The sequence below is a fragment of the Psychromonas sp. L1A2 genome (assembly GCF_009828855.1).
Lineage (GTDB): Bacteria > Pseudomonadota > Gammaproteobacteria > Enterobacterales > Psychromonadaceae > Psychromonas.
This window is the reverse complement of the sequence record NZ_WUAG01000002.1, coordinates 650,843-673,126: the sequence shown is the minus strand read 5'-3', so window position 1 is coordinate 673,126 and position 22,284 is coordinate 650,843. Positions and strand designations below refer to the sequence as shown.

General features: G+C 37.7%; 16 protein-coding genes and 1 tRNA gene. 7 read left to right on the top strand and 10 right to left on the bottom strand.

Annotation, left to right across the window (positions count from 1 at the left end):
• Positions 1 to 81: 81 nt before the first annotated feature.
• The gene (tkt, locus tag GQR59_RS13375) at positions 82 to 2,070 is read left to right on the top strand and encodes a transketolase (RefSeq protein WP_160063496.1); all 1,989 of its coding nucleotides are present in this window, start codon (positions 82 to 84) and stop codon (positions 2,068 to 2,070) included.
• Positions 2,071 to 2,208: 138 nt separating this feature from the next.
• Entirely contained in the window at positions 2,209 to 2,919 is a 711-nt protein-coding gene (locus tag GQR59_RS13370) for an ion transporter (RefSeq protein WP_160063494.1), read from the top strand.
• Positions 2,920 to 3,074: 155 nt separating this feature from the next.
• On the opposite strand, the gene ilvD is transcribed toward GQR59_RS13370, so the two are convergent.
• From ilvD to GQR59_RS13350, 4 genes are all read right to left on the bottom strand, one after another.
• Positions 3,075 to 4,913 (bottom strand): dihydroxy-acid dehydratase, encoded by a 1,839-nt coding sequence (gene ilvD, locus GQR59_RS13365; RefSeq protein WP_160063492.1) that lies wholly within the window; start codon positions 4,911 to 4,913, stop codon positions 3,075 to 3,077.
• Positions 4,914 to 5,014: 101 nt separating this feature from the next.
• Entirely contained in the window at positions 5,015 to 5,272 is a 258-nt protein-coding gene (gene ilvM / locus GQR59_RS13360) for an acetolactate synthase 2 small subunit (RefSeq protein ID WP_160063490.1), read from the bottom strand.
• Entirely contained in the window at positions 5,269 to 6,915 is a 1,647-nt protein-coding gene (ilvG, locus tag GQR59_RS13355) for an acetolactate synthase 2 catalytic subunit (RefSeq protein ID WP_160063488.1), read from the bottom strand. Before ilvG ends, ilvM begins: the two co-directional genes overlap by 4 nt.
• 1,414 nt (positions 6,916 to 8,329) lie before the next feature.
• Complete coding sequence (locus GQR59_RS13350) at positions 8,330 to 8,800, bottom strand: hypothetical protein (RefSeq protein ID WP_160063486.1); 471 nt, start codon at positions 8,798 to 8,800, stop codon at positions 8,330 to 8,332.
• 468 nt (positions 8,801 to 9,268) lie between these two features.
• Here GQR59_RS13350 and GQR59_RS13345 point away from each other — a divergent pair, with 468 nt between their 5' ends.
• Positions 9,269 to 10,783 carry a YifB family Mg chelatase-like AAA ATPase gene (locus GQR59_RS13345; RefSeq protein ID WP_160063484.1) on the top strand — a complete coding sequence of 505 codons (1,515 nt, stop codon included), beginning with the start codon at positions 9,269 to 9,271 and terminating at the stop codon, positions 10,781 to 10,783.
• A gap of 97 nt (positions 10,784 to 10,880) precedes the next feature.
• Here GQR59_RS13345 and GQR59_RS13340 read toward each other — a convergent pair whose 3' ends face one another.
• The 4 genes from GQR59_RS13340 to pepA all read right to left on the bottom strand — a co-directional run bounded on the left by GQR59_RS13340 (position 10,881) and on the right by pepA (position 17,358).
• Positions 10,881 to 11,774 carry a transporter substrate-binding domain-containing protein gene (locus GQR59_RS13340; RefSeq protein ID WP_160063482.1) on the bottom strand — a complete coding sequence of 298 codons (894 nt, stop codon included), beginning with the start codon at positions 11,772 to 11,774 and terminating at the stop codon, positions 10,881 to 10,883.
• Positions 11,775 to 12,464: 690 nt separating this feature from the next.
• Positions 12,465 to 15,323 (bottom strand): valine--tRNA ligase, encoded by a 2,859-nt coding sequence (locus tag GQR59_RS13335; protein WP_160065191.1) that lies wholly within the window; start codon positions 15,321 to 15,323, stop codon positions 12,465 to 12,467.
• A complete protein-coding gene (locus tag GQR59_RS13330; protein WP_160063480.1) occupies positions 15,323 to 15,811 on the bottom strand; it encodes a DNA polymerase III subunit chi in 489 nt (162 codons plus the stop codon). The genes GQR59_RS13335 and GQR59_RS13330 overlap by 1 nt, the downstream gene beginning before the upstream one ends.
• A gap of 32 nt (positions 15,812 to 15,843) precedes the next feature.
• Positions 15,844 to 17,358: a leucyl aminopeptidase gene (gene pepA, locus GQR59_RS13325; protein ID WP_160063478.1), complete on the bottom strand. Its 1,515-nt coding sequence runs from the start codon at positions 17,356 to 17,358 to the stop codon at positions 15,844 to 15,846.
• A 185-nt stretch (positions 17,359 to 17,543) separates the two neighbouring features.
• On the opposite strand from pepA, the gene lptF reads away from it, so the two are divergent.
• Positions 17,544 to 18,659 (top strand): LPS export ABC transporter permease LptF, encoded by a 1,116-nt coding sequence (lptF, locus tag GQR59_RS13320; RefSeq protein ID WP_160063476.1) that lies wholly within the window; start codon positions 17,544 to 17,546, stop codon positions 18,657 to 18,659.
• Positions 18,660 to 19,724, top strand: coding sequence for an LPS export ABC transporter permease LptG (gene lptG, locus GQR59_RS13315; protein WP_160063474.1), 1,065 nt, complete (start codon positions 18,660 to 18,662; stop codon positions 19,722 to 19,724).
• Between the two features lie 227 nt (positions 19,725 to 19,951).
• Here lptG and GQR59_RS13310 read toward each other — a convergent pair whose 3' ends face one another.
• Positions 19,952 to 20,506 carry an RDD family protein gene (locus GQR59_RS13310; protein ID WP_160063472.1) on the bottom strand — a complete coding sequence of 185 codons (555 nt, stop codon included), beginning with the start codon at positions 20,504 to 20,506 and terminating at the stop codon, positions 19,952 to 19,954.
• Between the two features lie 182 nt (positions 20,507 to 20,688).
• Here GQR59_RS13310 and GQR59_RS13305 point away from each other — a divergent pair.
• Positions 20,689 to 20,773: transfer RNA gene (locus GQR59_RS13305), tRNA-Leu, on the top strand.
• 109 nt (positions 20,774 to 20,882) lie between these two features.
• Positions 20,883 to 21,596, top strand: coding sequence for a tyrosine-type recombinase/integrase (locus tag GQR59_RS13300; RefSeq protein ID WP_236546764.1), 714 nt, complete (start codon positions 20,883 to 20,885; stop codon positions 21,594 to 21,596).
• Positions 21,597 to 21,608: 12 nt separating this feature from the next.
• Here the strand turns inward: GQR59_RS13300 and GQR59_RS13295 are convergent, their stop codons facing one another.
• Positions 21,609 to 22,139, bottom strand: coding sequence for a hypothetical protein (locus GQR59_RS13295; protein ID WP_160063470.1), 531 nt, complete (start codon positions 22,137 to 22,139; stop codon positions 21,609 to 21,611).
• Between the last annotated feature and the right edge of the window lie 145 nt (positions 22,140 to 22,284).

The window sequence follows — 22,284 nt, the reverse complement described above, 5'->3', positions numbered from 1 at the left end:
CCCAAACTCTGGGTATTTGGGATAATCCGCGCCACATATACCCGCAACTTCATTAATTCAAAATGTAATCAGGAGAAACAGATGCCTTCTCGTCAAGAGTTAGCTAACGCAATACGCGCCCTTAGTATGGATGCTGTCCAAAAAGCCAATTCAGGTCACCCAGGCGCACCAATGGGAATGGCTGATATTGCACAAGTATTATGGACAGATTTTTTAAAGCACAACCCAACCAATCCAAACTGGGCTGACCGTGACCGCTTTATTCTATCTAACGGCCATGGTTCAATGCTTATCTATTCTCTATTGCATTTAACGGGTTATGAACTTTCAATTGAAGATCTAAAAAACTTTCGTCAATTACATTCTAAAACACCAGGTCACCCTGAATACGGTTACGCACCGGGCATTGAAACAACAACGGGTCCATTAGGCCAAGGCATCACCAATGCTATCGGCATGGCGATTGCTGAACGCTCATTAGCGGCTTCTTTTAATAAAGAAGGTCATGAAATTGTTGATCATCATACCTACACTTTCTTAGGTGACGGTTGTTTGATGGAAGGTATTTCGCATGAAGCTTGTTCTTTAGCGGGTACTTTAGGTTTAGGTAAACTGATTGCATTCTGGGATGACAACGGCATTTCAATCGATGGTGAAGTAGAAGGTTGGTTCACTGACGATACACCTAAACGTTTTGAAGCTTACGGATGGCAAGTGATTTCTGTTGACGGGCATAACCCTGAAGAAATTAAAGCGGCGATTATTTCAGCAAAAGCTGAAACTAAGAAACCAACAATGATTTGTTGTAAAACAATCATAGGTTTTGGTTCTCCTGCTAAGCAAGGTACACACGATTGTCACGGTGCACCATTAGGTCACGATGAAATTGCTGCAACACGTAAAGCACTTGGCTGGAACCACGGTCCATTTGAAATTCCTGCTGATGTTTATGCTGGTTGGGATAACAAAGAGCAAGGTCAAGCAGCAGAGCAATCTTGGGATGAGAAGTTCGCAGCATACGCAGCGGCTTACCCTGAATTAGCAAGTGAGTACAAACGTCGTGTTAATAACGAATTACCTGCTGAGTGGGAAGCTAAGTCTTCTGCTTACATTGCTGACTTACAAGCAAACCAAGGTAATATCGCAACACGTAAAGCATCACAAAACTGTATCGAAGCTTTTGGTGCAATGTTGCCAGAGTTGTTAGGTGGTTCTGCTGATTTAGCACCATCTAACTTAACAATGTGGTCTGGTACTAAAGCTATTACTGCTGACGACGCTACTGGTAACTACTTACATTACGGTGTACGTGAGTTTGCAATGGCAGCGATCATTAACGGTATCGCATTACACAAAGGTTTTGTTCCTTACGGCGCAACGTTCTTAATGTTTATGGAATACGCGCGTAATGCATTACGTATGTCTGCTTTAATGAAGCAACGTTCTATTCAAGTGTTTACACATGATTCAATTGGTTTGGGTGAAGATGGTCCAACACATCAACCTGTTGAACAAATCGCTAGTTTACGTTTAACACCGAACATGAACACATGGCGTCCATGTGACAGTGTTGAATCTGCTGTTGCTTGGAAGTTTGCTATCGAATCAGTTGATGCACCTTCATCACTTATCTTCAGTCGTCAAAACCTGAAACCACAAGCACGTGATGCACAGCAATTAGCTGACGTTGCAAAAGGTGGTTATGTATTGCTTGATAGTGCTACACCTGCTGAAATCATCTTAATTGCGACAGGTTCAGAAGTTGAATTAGCAATGCAAGCTGCTGCTGAATTAACAACTTCAGGCAAAGCGGTACGTGTTGTTTCAATTCCTTGTACTGAGCAATTTGAACTTCAGTCAGCTGAATACAAAGAGTCTGTATTACCAGCAGCAGTGACTAAGCGTGTTGCTATTGAAGCTGGTATCGCAGATTACTGGTACAAGTATGTTGGCCTAAACGGTGCAGTGATCGGTATGACAACATTTGGTGAGTCTGCACCTGCAGATCAACTATTTGAAATGTTTGGTTTCACTGTTAAAAACGTAGTAGAAACAGCTAACGCACTATAATTAGCTAACTTTCTCTTTGTTTAAAAAACCGTGTTTAACTAGTTAATAGTTAAACACGGTTTTTTTATATCTAAAATATATAAATATTAAGAAAAGAGGTAAAGTTCGTATTAATATCTCCTAAATTAAGGTAATAAAATGCTATCAAAAAATAGAATAAGATTAATTTTAGAAGGAGATGATTCAACTTATGGCGTCGCCTTTATGTTATCAATTCAGCTGTTGATTGTATTATCCTTAGTGACATTTTCACTTGAGACTCTGCCAAACCTTTCAGCGTCGTATCGCGAAATTTTAAATTTAATAGAATTATTTACAGTAGTGGTATTTACAATTGAATATTTATTAAGGGTTATCACAGCAAAAAGAAAATTAAAGTTTGTTTTTAGTTTTTACGGCATAGTTGATTTATGTGCGATAGTCCCTTTCTATATCATTGGGCTAGATCTTCGCACTATACGTATTTTTAGGTTTTTACGTTTAATTCGGATACTAAAATTATTTAGGTATAATCAAGCCTTGAAGCGATTCAGAGATGCATTGTTATCAGTTAAAGAAGAACTCATTTTATTTGGTTTTATCGTGTTAATTTTATTATATTTGTCGGCTGTTGGGATTTATTATTTTGAGAATGCTGCACAACCTGAGTTATTCAAATCTATTTTTCATTGTTTATGGTGGGCAGTGACTACATTAACGACAGTCGGTTATGGTGATATGTATCCTATAACAGCTGGTGGAAAAATATTTACATTTGTTATTTTAACGATAGGTTTAGCTGTAATAGCTGTACCAACTGGGTTATTTGCTTCTGCATTGGCGCAAGATAGAGCAGTGAATGAGAAGTAAGTTAGAATATTAAAAATAGTTATTAGATGAGTACGATGAGTTTAATTTAAGGCTATGTAGCCATCTGGTTACGTATTATTCATATATAATAAGCTATAAAAAAATCCCGTTTGTAAATTTATTACAAACGGGATAATAGTATTAAAAAAAGTAGATTATTTAAGTTTGCTTAAATCACGCACAGCACCTTTGTCAGCTGATGTTGCCATCATTGCATATACTTTTAATGCAGCTGAAATAGGGCGGATACGGTTAACAGGTTTCCAGCCAATAGTATCTTGCTTAGCGCGACGCTCTGCTAGTACTTCTTCAGATACTTTTAGGTCCATTGCTCGTGTTGGAATATTGATATCGATGATGTCACCGTTTTCAATTAAACCAATCACACCGCCAGCTGCTGCTTCAGGTGAAACATGTCCAATTGATAGACCAGAAGTACCGCCTGAGAAACGACCATCAGTGATTAATGCACACTGTTTACCCAGTCCCATTGATTTAAGGTAAGACGTTGGGTAAAGCATTTCTTGCATACCTGGACCACCTTGTGGACCTTCGTAGCGAATAACAACCACGTCACCAGCAACCACTTTACCACCTAGAATTGCTTCAACAGCATCATCTTGGCTTTCGTATATTTTAGCAGGACCAGTAAACGTTAGGTTATCATCATCAACACCAGCCGTTTTAACTACCGCGCCATCAACCGCCATGTTACCAAATAATACTGCTAAACCACCTTCTGTGCTGAATGCGTTTTCTAGTGAACGAATACAACCATTTTTACGGTCATTATCCACAGTATCCCAACGACAAGATTGGCTGAAGGCTTTTACTGTACGGATACCTGCAGGGCCTGCACGATAGAAGTCGATGATCGCTTGGTCTTTAGTTTGCATTATATCGTAATGAGCAAGCTGCTCTTTCATGGTCGGGCTTAGGATAGTAGGGATTTCGCTATTTAATAAACCCGCTCTATCTAACTCGCCTAAGATAGCCATTACACCACCGGCGCGATGTACATCTTCCATGTGGTATTCAGGTGTAGAAGGAGCCACTTTACAAAGTTGCGGAATACGACGAGACATTTCATCCATTGCTTCAACAGTAAAGTCTAATTCAGCTTCTTGCGCACAAGCCAGTAGATGAAGAATAGTATTCGTTGAACCACCCATTGCAATATCTAGTGCCATTGCATTTTCAAAAGCAGGACGACCTGCGATAGAGCGTGGCAATACTGAATAGTCATCTTCTTGGTAATGACGTTTTGTGATTTCAACAATGCGGCGGCCAGCTTCAAGGAATAAATTTTCACGATCAGCATGTGTTGCTAACATTGAACCGTTACCCGGTAATGATAAACCTAATGCTTCTGTTAAACAGTTCATTGAATTTGCTGTAAACATACCAGAACAAGAACCACATGTTGGACATGCACTACGTTCTACTTTTTCAAGATCTTCGTCTGATACGTTTTTATCAGGCCCCATTACCATCGCATCAACTAAGTCTAGTTTGATGATTTGATCTGAAAGCTTAGTTTTACCTGCTTCCATTGGTCCGCCTGATACAAAGATAACAGGGATGTTTAAGCGTAATGCCGCCATTAACATTCCCGGTGTGATTTTGTCACAGTTAGAAATACAAACGATTGCATCTGCACAGTGAGCATTCACCATGTATTCAATTGAGTCTGCAATCAAATCACGTGAAGGTAAGCTATATAACATACCTGAGTGACCCATCGCGATACCATCGTCTATTGCGATTGTATTGAATTCTTTAGCAATACCGCCAGCTTTCTCAATTTCACGTGCTACTAATTGACCCATGTCTTTTAGGTGTACGTGACCCGGTACAAATTGTGTGAATGAGTTTGCAATTGCGATGATTGGCTTTCCGAAATCATCATCTTTTACGCCAGTTGCGCGCCATAATGCACGAGCACCTGCCATGTTACGACCATGTGTGGATGTTTTTGAACGATAAACTGGCATTCTTATTTCCTTAAACTGCTTGCGACCAAGTAACTTGGCCTTGATATTAATAATAGTTAGTTGCAGTAAAACAGATAATCCTTAAAGGGACAATCTACAATTTACGCACTTGCTTTAATGTTTTCTGGTTGTTGCAATAGGGTGAGCCCTATAACACCAACGACTTTGTCAATTTGCTTGGTTAAGAGACTGATATCTCTTTCACTACAAACCGTTAAATTAATTTGAGTTGATTGCAGTGCATCGTTCACTTCCGCATTAATGCTTTGGATTGTAAAACCTCGATGGCGGCAGACACGTAATAAGCGTTCTAAAAATTCTGGGCTATTTTTAGCTTGAATTGTTAATGCATTAATCATTCTACACTCTCCATCATTCTGTCATTAGGTGCGCCAGGTGGAACTAATGGCCACACATTTTCTTCTTCAGAGATTGACACATGTAATAAGTATGGCCCATCGCTATTTAATAAACGTTGTAATGCTTGGTCTATTTGCGATTTTGTCACAATGGTTTCACCAGGAATATCAAACGCGCTGGCTAATGTTACGAAATCTGGGTTATCAGTTAAAATTGTTTCGCTATAACGACCGTTAAAGAATAATTTCTGCCATTGTCGAACCATGCCTAAGCGTTGGTTATCAATAAGTAAAATTTTCACTGGTAATTTTCTACGTTTAATCGTGCCTAGTTCTTGTACGTTCATCATAAATGAACCATCACCAGAAACAGCGATCACGGTATCATTTGGACGAGCAACTTGTGCGCCAACCGCGGCGGGGACGCCAAAGCCCATTGTTCCTAAACCTGAACTTGAAATATGATTTTCAGGACGATCTACGAACATATGTTGTGCAACCCACATTTGATGTTGACCTACATCGCTGCATATTACTGTATCAGCAGGCATTTTTTCTGCTAATTGACGAAGTAATGCCGGTGCAAAAATAGGTTCACCAGGATGATCGTAACGACTTACGTGTTCAACTTTCATTTCTGCCACATGTTGTTGCCATGCGCTAATACTCGGTTTTACTGCAATAGCTGGCAGGACTTGTTTTAAATCATCAGTCATTGATAGGGTAACTTGACGTAACTTATCAATTTCTGCTGCATCAACATCTAAATGAATCACTTTTGCATTCGGTGCAAACTCATCTAGTTTACCTGTCACTCTGTCATCAAAACGCGCGCCAATGGCAATGAGTAGATCACATTCTTGAATGGCTAGATTAGAGGCTTTGCTACCGTGCATTCCTACCATGCCCATAAAATAAGTGGAATCATGTTTAATGCAACCAATCGCTTTAAGTGTACACACGCTTGGTATATCTGTTTTAGCAATAAAGTCTCGTAATTCACTGACTGCATTTGCCATTCCCACACCACCACCGACATAAATGAGTGGCTTTTGAGATTCGCTGATCATTGTTTTAGCTTGCTGGATAATTGCACTGTCCAGCATTTTTTCTGTTTTAATTAATTTAGCAAGTGCGTGTGTAACGCTAGGACCTACTTGAATATCTTTTGGTATGTCGATTAAGACAGGGCCGGGGCGACCCGTTGTTGCAATTTCAAAAGCTTGTTCGATTATAGCCCCTAATTCTTCGGCCGTTTGCACCATAAAACTGTGCTTGGTACAGGCTAATGATAAACCTAGCACATCAACTTCTTGGAATGCATCAGTACCAATTAAGTGTGTTGGTACTTGTCCTGTGATAGCAATAATAGGAATAGAATCTAGCAAAGCATCGGCTAAACCTGTGATGAGGTTAGTTGCCCCAGGGCCTGAAGTAGCAATACAAACACCAACTTTACCTGTTGAACGTGCATAACCGATTGCAGCCATTGCTGCACCTTGCTCATGACGACATAGTAGATGGTCAACACCACCATCATAAAGCGCATCGTAGAGAGGCATAATTGCCCCACCTGGATAACCAAACACTTGTGTTACGTTTTGTTCTTTTAAAGCCTGTACAACAAAATGTGCACCGTTCATGGGTTCTTCCTGAAATAATGATGGTCAATCAATCGTTTGTAAAAAGGGGCAAGACTGATTTTTAAAAGGGTGCTATTTATAGCAAAAAAGCGCTTATCAAACAACTTTTGTCACATTTTTAAGCAGATTGTTGAGCATATATTTACCAGTAAGTTGTTAAATATAAAATAAGCACTGATATCACCCTTTGGATTGCTTCGTTTTATTAAAATCAAAAGCGGATTTACCACGAAGGCAGGAAGGTAAGGTCAAAATTTTTATATAAGTAAAACACTAAATATTGTATTTTTTTAGAAAAATATTTTTGATATTTTGATTTTCCTTGGTGTTCTTCGTGAAGCGTAGCGCTTCGTGGTTAATGTTGTTTTTTAAAATCAAAAGCGAATTTACCACGAAGGCACGAAGGGGGGAGAAGGCAAGGTCAAAATTTTTATATAAGTAAAACACTAAATATTGTATTTTTTTAGAAAAATATTTTTGATATTTTTGATATTTTGATTTTCCTTGTTGTTCTTCGTGAAGCGCAGCGCTTCGTGATTAATGTTGTTTTTTAAAATCAAAAGCGGATTTACCACGAAGGCACGAAGGGGGGAGAAGGTAAGGTCAAAACCTTTATATAAGTAAAACATTAAATATTATATTTTTTATGTTTTGATTTTCCTTAGTGTTCTTCGTGAAGCGTAGCGCTTCGTGGTTAATGTTATTTTAAAACCAACAGCTAATTAACCACGAAGGCACGAAGGGGGAAGAAGGTAAGGTCAAAACCTTTATATAAGTAAAACATTAAATATTATATTTTTTATGTTTTGATTTTCCTTAGTGTTCTTCGTGAAGCGCAGCACTTCGTGGTTAATGTTGTTTTTTTAAATCAAAAGCGAATTTACCACGATGGCACGAAGGGTGAAGAAGGTAAGGTCAAAACCTTTATATAAATAAAACACTAAATATTGTATTTATTGTTAAAAAATATTTTTGATGTTTTTATTTTCCTTTATGTTCTTCGTGAAGCGCAGCGCTTCGTGGTTAATGTTATTTTAAAACCTACAGCTAATTTACCACGAAGGGTGAAGAAGATTAGGTCAAAACTTTTATTTAAGTAAGACACTAAATATTGTATTTTTTTAGAAAAATATTTTTGATGTTTTGATTTTCCTTGGTGTCCTTCGTGAAGCGCAGCGCTTCGTGGTGATTGTTGCTTTAAAACCAACAGTTAATTAACTACAAAGGGTGGAGAAAGTTAGGTCAAAAGCTGTAAATAAGTGAATCTTTTATTTTTGACTTTCCTTCATGTCTTCGGGGGATCATAGTGTTTTGTAGTGATAGATATTTAAAAATTAAGACTTATATGGCAAACATAAAAAAGGCTTCTAGCTGCTAGAAACCTTTTTAGAATTAATAACAAAATAACAGTAAATTATCTAAACGCTTTTGTTGGGGTTTCAGCTTTACTCTTTGTGTATTCTGCTACGGTTAATTGTTCAAATGCTAATGCTATCCAACTGCTCATTAGCATATCGTAATGCTGCTCAACACCACTACAACCTACAACGATATTGCCATATACAAAAGAACCGTAAAATAAAATATCATCATCTTGTAATGCTGAAGGGTGCTTAGTTTGAATATCAACATTAGCGCAACCATTACGCCAAGCTTGATATGCTTTTTTTCTCGCTAACTTATCAAATGGGATAGTCCATTCACTTGGGTTACCTAGTGATTGTTCAACTAAAATGGCGTTATCGAAGTCAGACTCCCATGGTTTTAGCGTAGGATCCATGATCACAATATGTAATTCTTTTCGGTTAGTACGTTCAAATAATTTAAGTATGGCTGGTGTAACTAAATCGATAGCATCTAATGCAATTTCTTTATTGCTTCTCATTCTAAAATTCCTCAATCGATGGTTCATTTGTTATTGTTTAAGTTGTCATACGATACTATTTAATATAAAAAAATACCGTGAAGAACCACCCACTTTAAATACCCTTTATTTCAAACCCAAATTGTCTAAATAACCTAAATGCTGGTTAATAAAGCGGAATTGCATTTAACATCATAAGGTTAGCTTTTTTACTAGTCAGTGCCATTAGTTTTGAGTGGTTCAAGGCGAATTATTGAAGCAATAACAGGTTATTGAGAGATAATTTGACGCAGAAATCCGCAGAAAAAACGGTGTTGTATCGCTTTGCTTGTCCTGAACTGAGGTTATCTAGGGTGACAGTTTTACATATCAATTCACGTAATAAACTTTATTGTTGTGCTATTTTTTGCTGAATAATTTTTGACTTCTATACTTGATTGAATACTCAGTTAATTAATTTTTTAACTAATGAATATCAAAGGGAGTTATATGGCATTAGCAAGATTAGTTTGTCGTTCTATTTCAGGAGTGGATGCACCTGAAGTTGAGGTTGAAGTACACCTTGGAACAGGGTTGCCGGGATTCTCTTTGGTAGGGTTGCCAGAAACATCGGTTAAAGAAGCTAAAGATAGGGTGCGTAGTGCTATTTTAAATAGTAACTTTAAGTTTCCGAGTAAAAGAATCACAGTCAATTTAGCACCTGCTAATTTACCTAAAGAAGGAGGCCGATTCGATTTAGCAATCGCTATTGGCATTCTTTTAGCTTCTGATCAAATAAAGTGTCCTGAAATATTAAATTTTGAGTGCTATGGAGAATTATCTTTATCTGGTGAATTGCGAAGTGTAGATGGCATTATTCCCTGTGCGTTGGCCGCCAAACAACAAAAACGACAAGTTATTGTCTGTACTGATAATGAACATGAATGTGCATTAACTGGTGCACAAGGTTTTGTCGCAAAACATTTGATTGATGTCTGCGCTTTTTTACAACAACAATTAACATTACCTTCAGCGGAGCAAAGTGAAGCACCGCCAGCTAAACATTCTCATCTTGATTTCAGTGATGTATTAGGGCAAGAGCAAGCTAAAAGAGTATTAGAAGTGGCTGCAACTGGTTCTCATAATTTATTGCTGATCGGCCCGCCTGGGACAGGAAAGAGTATGTTGGCAGAGCGGTTTATGACGTTATTGCCTAATTTGGAAGAGCAGCAAGCATTACAAACGGCAGCTGTATATTCAGTATGTGGCAAGCAACGTGATGATTGGTTTTCTCCTCCTTATCGAGCTCCGCATCATAGTGCCTCAGCAGTTGCATTAGTGGGCGGAGGTGGAAAACCTAAACCGGGCGAAATCTCCCTTTCTCATCATGGCGTTTTATTTCTCGATGAGTTGCCAGAATTTCCAAGGCAGGTGTTAGATAGTTTACGTCAGCCAATGGAAAATCATAATGTGACTATTTCTCGCGCTGCTAACCAAGTTACTTTTCCAGCTCATTTTCAGCTCATTGCTGCTATGAACCCAAGTCCTTGTGGTCATATTTCTGGTCAGTTAAGGCGTAGTACACCAGATCAAATTTTGCGTTATTTAAATCGTTTGTCTGGGCCTTTTTTAGATCGTTTTGCATTAGCGATTATGGTGCCTTTATTACCTAAAGGAATGTTGGCTGAGTCACAGCAAGGTAAACATAATTTAACAGAAAAAAGTGCTGATATTAAAGCAAGGGTTTTAGTGGCTCGTAATATTCAATTGAAACGCCAAGGTAAGTTAAATCATTATTTATCTAGCCAAGAGGTCAATATTTATTGTGTGTTAACCACTGAAGATGCTCTTTTTCTAGAGCAAGCGATTGAAAAAATGGGATTGTCTATTCGTGCTTGGCATAGCCTGTTGAAAGTGGCTCGAAGTATTGCTGATTTACAGCAACAAGCTGATATTACTAAAGGACACCTTTGTGAGGCATTAAACTATCGAGCGATGGACCGTTTGTTAAGTAGCTTCAATTAATAGATATTTATTAATGGTGTTCTGTTAATTGAAGTTACTTGATTATTTATAACGGTAACTTATTTATAACGATAACTTATTTATAACGATAACTTATTTATAATGATAACCAAGGAATAGCATTAATAGAATGCAGTGATTTATCAGGTAAAAAAGGATTTTCAAGATGAAAAACCTTACGCGTACCTAAATGTAATTTTTCAAGTTTATCTTTATAGTAGTCTTCTACCAACTTGGCTAATACGCCATTTTCCTTAAGTGTTGTTAAGCCTTTTGTTAGTCTTTCTGCTAAGTCAGGGCGACTTTCATTAACAAAAAAGAATAATGGAAGCGGATAATGAAAGAGTAAATTATTTTCGACTACAAAATTAGCATTTGCATGTTGTTCAAGTTCATCGCTAATTTCATTGACTCCCCGTAAAAAACAATCAAATCGTTGCTTTTCTAACTGTCTAAATAATAAAGAATACTTATAAGATGTTTGAACTTTTAATCCATTTTTTTCTAATATTTTAGTATCAGGCCAATCTTGTTGTTGCCCAATTTTAATATTTCTATCAATGAAGTCTTGTTTGCTTTTAATGTTAGAGAATTTATCTTGATCATTTTGTCTAATCAAACAAACTCGATAACCTAGCAACCCTTCAATCAATGGGATACGGACTGCAATCGCGCCTTTTTCTCTACTCGCACTACTTGCAAGGTGAGCGATATCTAACTTTCCTTTATATTTTTTAGATAGTTTAGAGACAGCCCTTCTTTGCTCCATTGGTATTGAAGAAATGATGTCATAATCACCATACTCTGCTTTTGTAATATCAAGTGCTTGTTTGAGCATGACCATAATTATTTTAGTTGGATTATCAACGGTATGCTGCCATACAATTATTTTTGATGGTAAAACAGATGAGCGGAGTTCTTCTTTTGCATAACTGAATACTGAAAAAGTGAGAGTAAATAGAGTGAGTATTAAAGTGCTTGATCGATGCATGTTCTTGTCATTAAAAATTTAAAGTAAAATCAGTGTAGGACAGTTTAGCGTATTGAGCGTTATACTTTTTTTGTTAATTTATGTATTAGTTTGAATATATACCCATTACCATTCAAGATGCAAAATTCAGCAAGCAGTGAAGTGAACTGATTCTAGACAGGTAGAGGAAGATCTAATGGGTTAAATCGATACTTTCGAACAACGAAGATGTTTATTTCACTGCTGCCTTCTGACTCGTTAGCTTGAAAACTAACTTTGCGTTGCAACCTTCGATAAGGACTCGTCATTGTCATTATGTTGTGCCTTGATTTGGAGTCCAAGCTAACGACTGAACAAAGTACCTTGAACGTTAACGGGTATCGCCTTTAATACAATAACTTTAATTTAACCTCAACTCTGGTTAATGAAAGTGGAATTATATTTAAAATCAGAAGGTACTATTTTTTGCTATGCAGTGCCGTTAGTTTTGCGTAGTTCAAGGCAAATTATTTAAGCAATGACGGGTTATTGAGAAATAATTTAACGCAGAAATCCGCGGACATAGCGGTGTGGTATCGCTTTGCTTATCCAGAGCGGAGGTTATTTAGTTAAAATGAAGTTTAAAATAAATAGAAAGCATAAAAAAAGGGACTTAAATTAAGTCCCTTTTTAGTTTTTACTTAGTTAATATCAAACTAATTAATCATTATATTAAAGCGCTTTGATTGTCTCAATTTGCTCATTTAGTTTGTCGCAAGTTGTTTGGTATTCAGCTTGTTTCGCTTTTTCTTTAGTAATAACTGCTTCTGGAGCATTACTCACAAAACGTTCGTTACTTAACTTGCCTGATACTTTATCTAGCTCTTTCGTTGCTTTTTCAAGCTGCTTCGCTAAACGTGCTAGCTCAGCTTCAACATCAATTAAACCTGCCATTGGAATCAACAACTCTAGGCCACCTACTAAAGCAGTAACAGACGCTGGTGTTTCTTGACCTTTAGCAACAAAAGTAACACTTTCTAGTTTTGCTAATGCCGCTAAAAACGCTTCGTTATCAGCAAAGCGACGTGTATCTTCACTGCTTGCATTTTTAACTAACACGTTTAGTGGTACTTTCGGGCTGATATCCATTTCACCACGAATGTTACGCACTGCATCAATCACTTGCTTAACCCATTCTAGGTCAGCCACGGCTTGTTCATCAACCTGCGCTGCATCATATTCAGGGTAAGCTTCAAGCATGATAGTGTCACCACCTTGACCTGTGATTGCTTTCACACGTTGCCAAATTTCTTCGGTCATAAACGGTAGCATTGGATGTGCAACACGTAATAATGTTTCTAATACGCTGATTAATGTATGGCGAGTACCACGTTGCTCGTCTTCATTGCCTTTGAATAAAACAGGTTTAGTTAACTCTAAGTACCAACCACAGAATTCATTCCAGATGAAATCGTAAAGAATATTTGCCGCGATATCAAAACGATAGGTGTCTAATGCTTGGCGGAACTCTTTGATCATATTTTGTAATTGACCTTGAATCCAACGATCGGCAAGGCTAAATTGCATTGCTTTGTTTTCACCAAAACCGAAATCTTGCTCTTCCGCATCCATTAATACATAACGACTTGCATTCCATAGTTTATTACAGAAGTTACGGTAACCTTCAAGACGATTCATATCCCAGTTGATATCACGACCTGTAGAGGCCATTGCCGCTAATGTGAAACGTAGTGCATCCGTACCATGTGCTTCAATACCGTTAGCAAAGGTTTTACGTGTGTCTTTTTCAATTTTCTTCGCAAGTTGTGGTTGCATCATGTTGCCAGTACGTTTCGTCACTAAGCTTTCAAGATCTAACCCATCGATCATATCTAAAGGATCTAATACGTTACCTTTAGATTTAGACATTTTATCGCCATTCTCATCACGGATAAGACCGGTGACATAAACGGTTTTAAACGGAACTTGCGGTGTACCATCTTCATTTTTCATAAAGTGCATGGTCATCATGATCATACGCGCAACCCAGAAGAAGATGATGTCAAAACCTGTTACTAATACATCAGTAGAGTGGAAGGTTTTAAGATCCATGGTTTGGTTTGGCCAGCCTAATGTAGAGAATGTCCAAAGACCAGAAGAGAACCACGTATCTAATACGTCATCATCTTGGTTTAAAACAACACTTTCATCTAAGTTATGTTCAGCACGAACCGCCGCTTCATCGTGTCCTACGTAAACTTTACCTGATTCGTCATACCAAGCTGGGATGCGATGTCCCCACCATAGTTGACGAGAAACACACCAATCATTTAAATCATTCATCCATGAGTTGTACATGTTCTCGTATTGCTGCGGTACAAATTTAATATCGCCATTAGCAACCGCTTCTGTTGCTGTTTTAGCTAAAGGTGCAACACGTACATACCATTGGTCTGTTAGCATTGGTTCAATCACAACACCACCACGGTCTCCGTAAGGCACTGTTAAATCATGGTCTTTAACTTCTTCTAATAAACCTAATGCATCTAATTGGCTGACCACTAGTTTACGTGCAGCTTCACGTGTTAAACCTTGGAATTGAGCTGGTAAATCAGTTGGGTAATCTTCGCTCTTTTCACCGTTGGTATTAAATACTTCAGCACTTTCACGAATACAGGCTTCAAAGGTTAATACGTTGATCATTGGTAATTTGTTGCGTTTACCGACTTCATAGTCATTAAAATCATGCGCAGGGGTGATTTTTACACAACCTGTGCCTTTTTCCATATCGGCATGATCGTCACCAATAATTGGGATTTCACGATTAACGAAAGGTAATAAAATGCTTTGACCAATGAGATCTTTATAACGTGGATCTTCAGGATTAACAGCAACACCTGTATCACCTAATACTGTTTCTGGTCGAGTGGTTGCTACTACTATGTAGTCTTTACCATCGGCTGTTTTAACGCCATTAGCTAACGGGTATCGGAAGTGCCACATAAACCCTTTAACATCTTTATTTTCTACTTCTAAATCTGAAATAGCTGTTTGTAATTTAGGATCCCAGTTAACCAGACGTTTACCACGGTAGATAAGGTCATCATTATACAAATCAACAAAGGTCTTTTTAACGGCTTCAGAAAGGCCATCATCCATGGTAAAGCGTTCACGATCCCAATCGACAGACGTACCTAGACGACGCATTTGACGAGAAATATTACCGCCAGATTCTGCCTTCCAGTCCCAGATTTTTTCGATAAAAGTTTCACGACCTAACTCTTTACGCGTTTGGCCTGTTTCTGCAAATAATTTACGTTCAACAACCATTTGTGTTGCGATACCTGCATGGTCTGTTCCCATTTGCCACAACGTGTTTTTACCTTGCATACGTTGATAACGGATTAACGTATCCATGATCGTATCTTGGAAAGCATGACCCATGTGTAAACTACCAGTGACATTTGGTGGTGGGATCATGATGCAGAAACTTTCTTTATCAGTATCGCCGTGTGGTTTGAAGTAACCTTTTTCTTCCCAGGTTTGGTAATTTTTTTGCTCAATCGCACTTGGGTTGTATATCTTTTCCATCATTTGTCTTCTGTCTGGTTAGTTAACTCTTGGGATGCTGTTTTAACATCTTGAGTAGAGAGGGTGTGGCCTAATTTTTTATAAGCACTGTAGCGCATTCGCGCATTAATTTTTAGTTGTTCTTGTGCTGGCACAAAATCAATAATTTGTTGGAAGTTTAAATTAAATTCCGGAATGTTTTGGCTGAGGTTAATTAATACAGCGCGTGGATGCTGTGGAGCAAGCCAACTGATCTCAACCGGAGACCCATAACGTGGGCCTTCTCCTACTAAATTATGCGGTACAAAGCTGTCACCATCAAATTGCCATAAATATTCATCAATGGTAAAAGCATCTTGTTGATTTTCAGTATAAATAAATACTTTTTTATTTTGTTGGTAATAATAAGACGCTAGTTGGCAAGCTTGCACAAAATATGTTGGCAAGCTTGCTTCAGCTGTTGAAACCAAAGTATCCTCAGAATGAATATAAAAGATAACTTGGCTCATTATTGATTCAACTTGTTGTTAATAGTTGACATTTAGACGTCTAGTTCCGCTATTTCTTGTTCGCTACGGTTAATCACAAATTGTGTTAACAACGGAACAGGGCGGCCAGTCGCACCTTTATTTGCGCCTGAGCGCCAAGCTGTGCCGGCAATATCCAAATGTGCCCAGTTATAAGCTTTAGTGAAGCGAGACAAGAAACAAGCCGCTGTAATTGAACCAGCAGGACGACCACCAATGTTTGCCATATCTGCAAATGGGCTGTCTAGTTGCTTTTGGAAGTCATCATCCATTGGTAACTGCCATGCTTTGTCACCAGTTTGGTTTGATGCACCTAAAATCTCATGAACCATGCCTTTATGCGGGCTCATTAGTGCACTGATGTTATGACCTAATGCCATAATACAAGCGCCTGTTAAGGTCGCAACATCGATAACACATTCTGGGTCAAAACGTTCTACATAAGTTAATGCATCACATAATACTAAGCGGCCTTCAGCGTCAGTGTTTAATACTTCAACAGTGAGGCCTGCCATCGTTGTTAGGATATCACCAGGACGGTATGCTTTGCTTGATGGCATATTTTCAGCGCCTGCAATGACACCAATCACGTTAATACCTAAGTCTAGCTGAGCAATGGCTTCTAATGCACCAAAGACTGATGCAGCGCCGCCCATGTCGTATTTCATTTCATCCATGCCAGCACCTGGTTTTAATGAAATACCACCTGAGTCGAAAGTTAACCCTTTACCCACTAATACAATTGGCTTTTGATCCGTTGGGCCACCTTGGTAATTGATAATCGACATGTAAGCTGGGTTAGCCGAACCTTGTGCTACTGCTAAGTAACTGTTCATGCCTAATGCTTTCATTTGTTCTGTATCAACCACTTCGGTTGTTATTTTATCAAAACGTTGATCAAGTTCTTGTGCTTGTTGGCTTAAATACAGCGGAGTACAAATATTGGGAGGCATATTTGCTAAGTCTTTACATAACTTCATACCTGCTGATACAGCTAATCCATGTTGTAATGCTAATTCAGCACGCGTTAATTCTTTGCGACTCGGTACGTTAAACGTTAATTTACGTAATGGACGTCGTGTATTGTCTTTATTGGTTTTAAACTGGTCGAAATTGTATAGGCTATCTTGTGTTGCTTCTATTGCTTGGCGAACTGCCCAGTAGGTATCTCGACCTTTAATATGCAATTCAGATAAGAAACAAACGGCTTCAAGTGCGCCTGTGTCATTTAATGTCGAAATGGTTTTTTCAATAATCTGTTTGTATTGTGTTTCAGTTAGCTCTCGCTCTTTACCGCAGCCAACCAACAATACTCTTTCGCTCAATACGTTAGGTACATGGTGTAAAAATAATACCTGTCCCACTTTACCTTCAATATCACCGCGACGTAATAATGCACTTAAATAACCTTCGCTGATTTCATCTAAAACTTCAGCTGCATGAGATAAACGTCGAGGTTCAAAGACACCAACAACAATACATGCGCTGCGCTGTTTTTCTGGGCTACCACTTTTTACGAGAAATTCCATATGTATCCTTAAAACGATTATATTGAGATTAACTGTGCTATTTTTGTAAAAATGCAGTTATCATTGGTTATTGTGGATCTTGAAACGTAATATAAACTTACTAAAATAGCAATTTTACCGCAATTGTTTGCTTAATCCACTATTTTACCGCTTTTGTAGCATCTTATTTTACATTGGAGATCAGCTTGATTATTCTTCGTTATTTAATGTTAGAAACATTTAAAAGCCAAGTTGGCATTCTCTTTGTTTTAGTTCTCATATTCGTTAGTCAAAAATTTATTAGCATTCTCGCTCTCGCCATTAATGGCGTGATACCTGCAAATTTAGTATTAACGGTTTTATATTTAAACATGCCCACCTTGGGAACGTTAATGTTACCTATTAGTTTCTACCTTGCGATATTATTTGCGCATGGTCGGCTACACAGTGAAAGTGAAATGGTGGCGTTAACATCTTGTGGTTACAGTCCTAATAAAGTATTGAAAGCAACATTGATGTTGTCATTGTTTACGTTTGTTTTTGCTAGCTTTAATAGCTTATATTTGGCACCTGCAGCTGAAGATGAAATGGTTTCAGTTATTGAAAAAGCAGAAGCCAACGCCGGAACGGCAACCTTAATCGAAGGACGTTTTCATAAAGCCTCTGGAAATGGTGGGGTGGTTTATGTTGAAAAGTATGAAAAAAATAAAACGCTCGTAAATGTTTTTGCGGCCCATTGGCCAAAAGAAGAGGGGATATCCCCTTCTGTGATCACCGCTAAAACCGGTAATGTCGCCAATAAAAAAGATGGTACCTGGTTAACCTTAAAAGATGGCCAACGTTACGCTGGTATTGTGGGTAAGCATGAATTTGAGAACTCACAGTTTTCTACCTACCAAGTACATATTGCTAATGAAGCTGTTGAAAGCAAAAAACGTAAAGTAGATGCTCTACCTACTTCTGCATTAATTGGTGCTACCGATACGCGTTCTCAGGCTGAACTGCAGTGGCGTATTGCTATTCCTGTTTCTATATTATTAATTACTTTTATGGCCGTTCCTATGGCTAAAGTTAACCCTCGTCAGGGGCGTTATGCAAAACTATTACCGGCTTTAGCGCTCTATTTAAGCTTCTTCTTATTATTAAGTGCTTCAAAGAGTTTGATTGAAGATGGTGCTATTCCCTATTTTGGTATCTGGGCGGTACAAATATTATTCTTTGCTATTGGTGTCGTATTGCACTTACAAACTATCGGAAAGTTTAATGTTAAGCCGAAAAAAGAAAAATCGAAAAAGGCTGAACCGGCTAAGGTGGATAAATAAATGGGTATTTTAGACCGATACATTGGCCGCACTATCTTTGCCGCAACATTTTTAAGCCTATTTGTATTGATTGGTTTGAGCAGCATTATTAAATTTGTAGAGCAAATGAAAAGTGTTGGAACAGGTGCTTATACTGTCTTTTCTGCTGCTTACTTTGTGCTATTAAAAATGCCTGTAGAAATCGCATTGTTCTTTCCTATGGCGGCTTTAATTGGCGCACTTATTGGATTGGGTTCATTGGCAAGTAGTAGTGAGTTAGTCGTCATGCAAGCTGCTGGTATGTCTAAGTTTCGTATTGCAAACTCAGTATTGAAAACGGCAATACCAATGGTTATTGCGGTGATGCTATTAGGGGAGTTTGTTGCACCTCAAACCGATAAAGAAGCTTACTTTATGCGAGACCAGTTAAGAAATGGCAGTGAAAAAGTTGAGAATAAATATGGGATTTGGGCAAAAGATGCTGATTCTTTTATCAGTATTGGACGAATGAATAGTAAAGCTGAACTTTACAACGTACAACTTTACTTTTTCACTAAAGACTTAACATTAGAATATGCAATGGTTGCCAATAAAGCGACTTACCAAGGGGGATCTTGGTTATTACAAGATGTCAGCAAAACCACTTTCTTTGAAGATAAAACAGCCGTTGAAAGCTTTCCTGAATTTACTTGGAAAACTGAATTAACACCGAAAAAATTTGAAGTTATTATTAGTGAACCAGATAAAATGTCAATGCGTGACATATATGGCTATATCACTTACTTAGAAAGTAATGATCAAGATGCAAATACGTATTGGTTGACGCTTTGGCGTAAAGCCGTATTGCCTTTTACTGTAGTCGTCATGATGTTGCTATCTGTTTCATTTATTTTCGGTGGGCTAAGAACTGTTCCAATGGGAACTCGTTTAATCTTTGGGATTGCGAGTGGTTTTGCATTCCATGTGTCTGGAGAGTTGTTTGGACCTGCAAGTTTAGTCTTTGGTTTACCCCCTATATTAGGGGCGGTATTACCAAGTATATTGGTATTGCTAATTGCGATGTACTTATTAAGAAAACAAACTTAGAAAAATAATGAGCAGCCAGTTGTTAGACGTTTATTAATGGTAAATATCTAGTAACTGACTGTTGCACATATAGTGAGGCGTTAAATTACGACTTCTATCGCTAAATAGATTTAGCAAGTAATGACTGCCTAGCAATGATTGTCTAGTAATGATTGTCTAGTAATGATTACCAAGTAAGTGCTTTCTACTTAGTAATCAACTAGTAAACACTGCCTAGTGAAAATGCTTTATTGCTTATCTTCATCCATAAATGCCATGCCTTTAAAACCTTTCCAATTACTTAATTCTTTTGTCATCACAATCACTTCACACTCTCCCCATAAGTCTTGAAAAGCATTGCGGTCTTTTAACAAGGCCATAATATTACCTAAGCCAAAAGCAGATGTTGATAACCTGATTAAAGCCTGAGTAAAACTGATATTACTACCATCGCTATTTTGCACTCGTAAACGCCATGCTTTCATGCCGATAGTTTGGCCTGCTTGACTCCAAAAATAAGTAAAAAAACCAATAATGACAAGGGATAAGTAAATTAAGAAAACTAAGCTTTGTCCTAAATAATCAGCAGTATCTTTATAAACACTTAAATCAATAGCACCGACTTTATTGGCAATGACAACCGCTATTAATGCTAATATCGTTGCCAGCATTAATACGGCACCAAGCGCAAATAAATCGTAGATATAGGCACCTAAACGTTTAAAAAATGATGCACGCTCACAACTTTGATATTGTTCTGCTAGGCTCAACTCTGCTGTTTTTGTATTGTTATGCTTGACCATGATAATCCCTTAAAAGTTTGAAAAAACAGTGTAACAAATGACTAATCGCTTGGCATTTTATTTATTTAAGTATGATTTTGATTCTTTACAGGCAAAGATCGATTGCTTTTTAATCGCTTACACTTTTTGTGATTGAAAATCCTTGTTTGTAGAAGAACCATAGGTATAATCCTTGTCACTCAGCCCGAGTGGTGAAATTGGTAGACGCGACGGATTCAAAATCCGTTTCCGAGAGGAGTGACGGTTCAAGTCCGTCCTCGGGCACCATTTTTTTCCTAGTCTAGTCAACTAGTTAAAGAAAAGTTACAAGTCAACATAGTTTTGTTTCCTGATATTCAGTTACGTTTTTGGCGTAATTTGGCGTAAAGGAAATATAATGGCAACTCTTCAAGTCCGTAAAGGCAAAAAAAATACAACTTATCGCGTAGAATTTATGCGAGAAGGTAAACGTATATCTAAATCATTCAAAATAAAAAAAGATGCTCAAAAATTTATGGCGTTACTGCTGGTGGATAATGATTTAGCCAATAGTTTAACTAACCATAGTTTAACCACTTTAAGTTTTTTTGACGCTGTCACACAATTCCTAGATCAAGATACTGGAAAAGACTCAAGTAAACACCAACGTTTAAAACATTGGATTTCTATATTTGGTGACAAGCCTGTCGGTAAAGTGACACGCCAACAAATTAAAGAAGAGTTAAAGGCTTTATCTAATGAGAAGGCTCCTGCAACATTAAATAGATATAAAGCAGCGATTGGCTCTTTGTATGCCTATTTGTCTGATGAATTTGATATAGATTACAATCCCGTAAAAGGCATTCGTCAATACACTGAAAATAATGCTAGAACTCGGTTTTTAAATGATGGTGAGCTATCAAGCTTATTTTCCACTGCTAAAATCTCAAAATGGGACCAATTATACCTGTTAATTTTAATGGCTATTACAACGGGTGCTAGACGTTCTGAAATGCTGACGTTGAAATGGAGTGATATTAATTTCAAAGCTAAAACAGCCCACCTACCTAATACTAAGAATGGTGACGGAGATACGAACTCAAATGAGACTTCTTTTAATAATAGGTTTTAAAAAGAGGGATAGTTATTCGCGAGTCTTATTCATTATTACCCCATTTTCATTAAATTCAATGACTGGTGGGGTATAGCTTTTTCCAAAATTATACCGAGCTTTTATACTTGCCTCTATTTCACCACCACAAGAATGCGTTATTCCCATTGGTTCAGGTGATATGTCAGACATAGATATCGAAAAATAATGATTCATATAAGAAGTAAAAGGTTTTAGTCTTTTTATATTATGGGAACCACATGAAAGGCATTTAGGTTTAAAATGTGAGGACTTGAAGTAATCTACCCTAGCTTGCATTACTTTCTCTTCTTCCATAATTATCTTTTGTTGTTCATGTACTTGTTTTTTCTTTTGTGTGGAAAAACGGTAAAAAATTGAATTTTTCAAAAGTTTAATATCATAGATTGCATCCTCTTGTTTGAGAGTAGTGTGTATCTTTGAATATGGAAAAATGCCTTGCTTGGTCGTTTCACATTGATTACACCAAATGTTTCTTATTTGCGGCTCTTTTTCCGCCTTTCCTACATATTCATAGGAAGCCAAACTTTCGCTACTAGTAAAGTCGCATTGAGAACATGAGTAAGAAACTGGTGAGTAAGAGATAATCCATTACCTTATGATTTAATTAAACTATTTAAATCATATTATGAAGCTTTATCGGTAACAAGTTCATTTAACTTTTTAACAG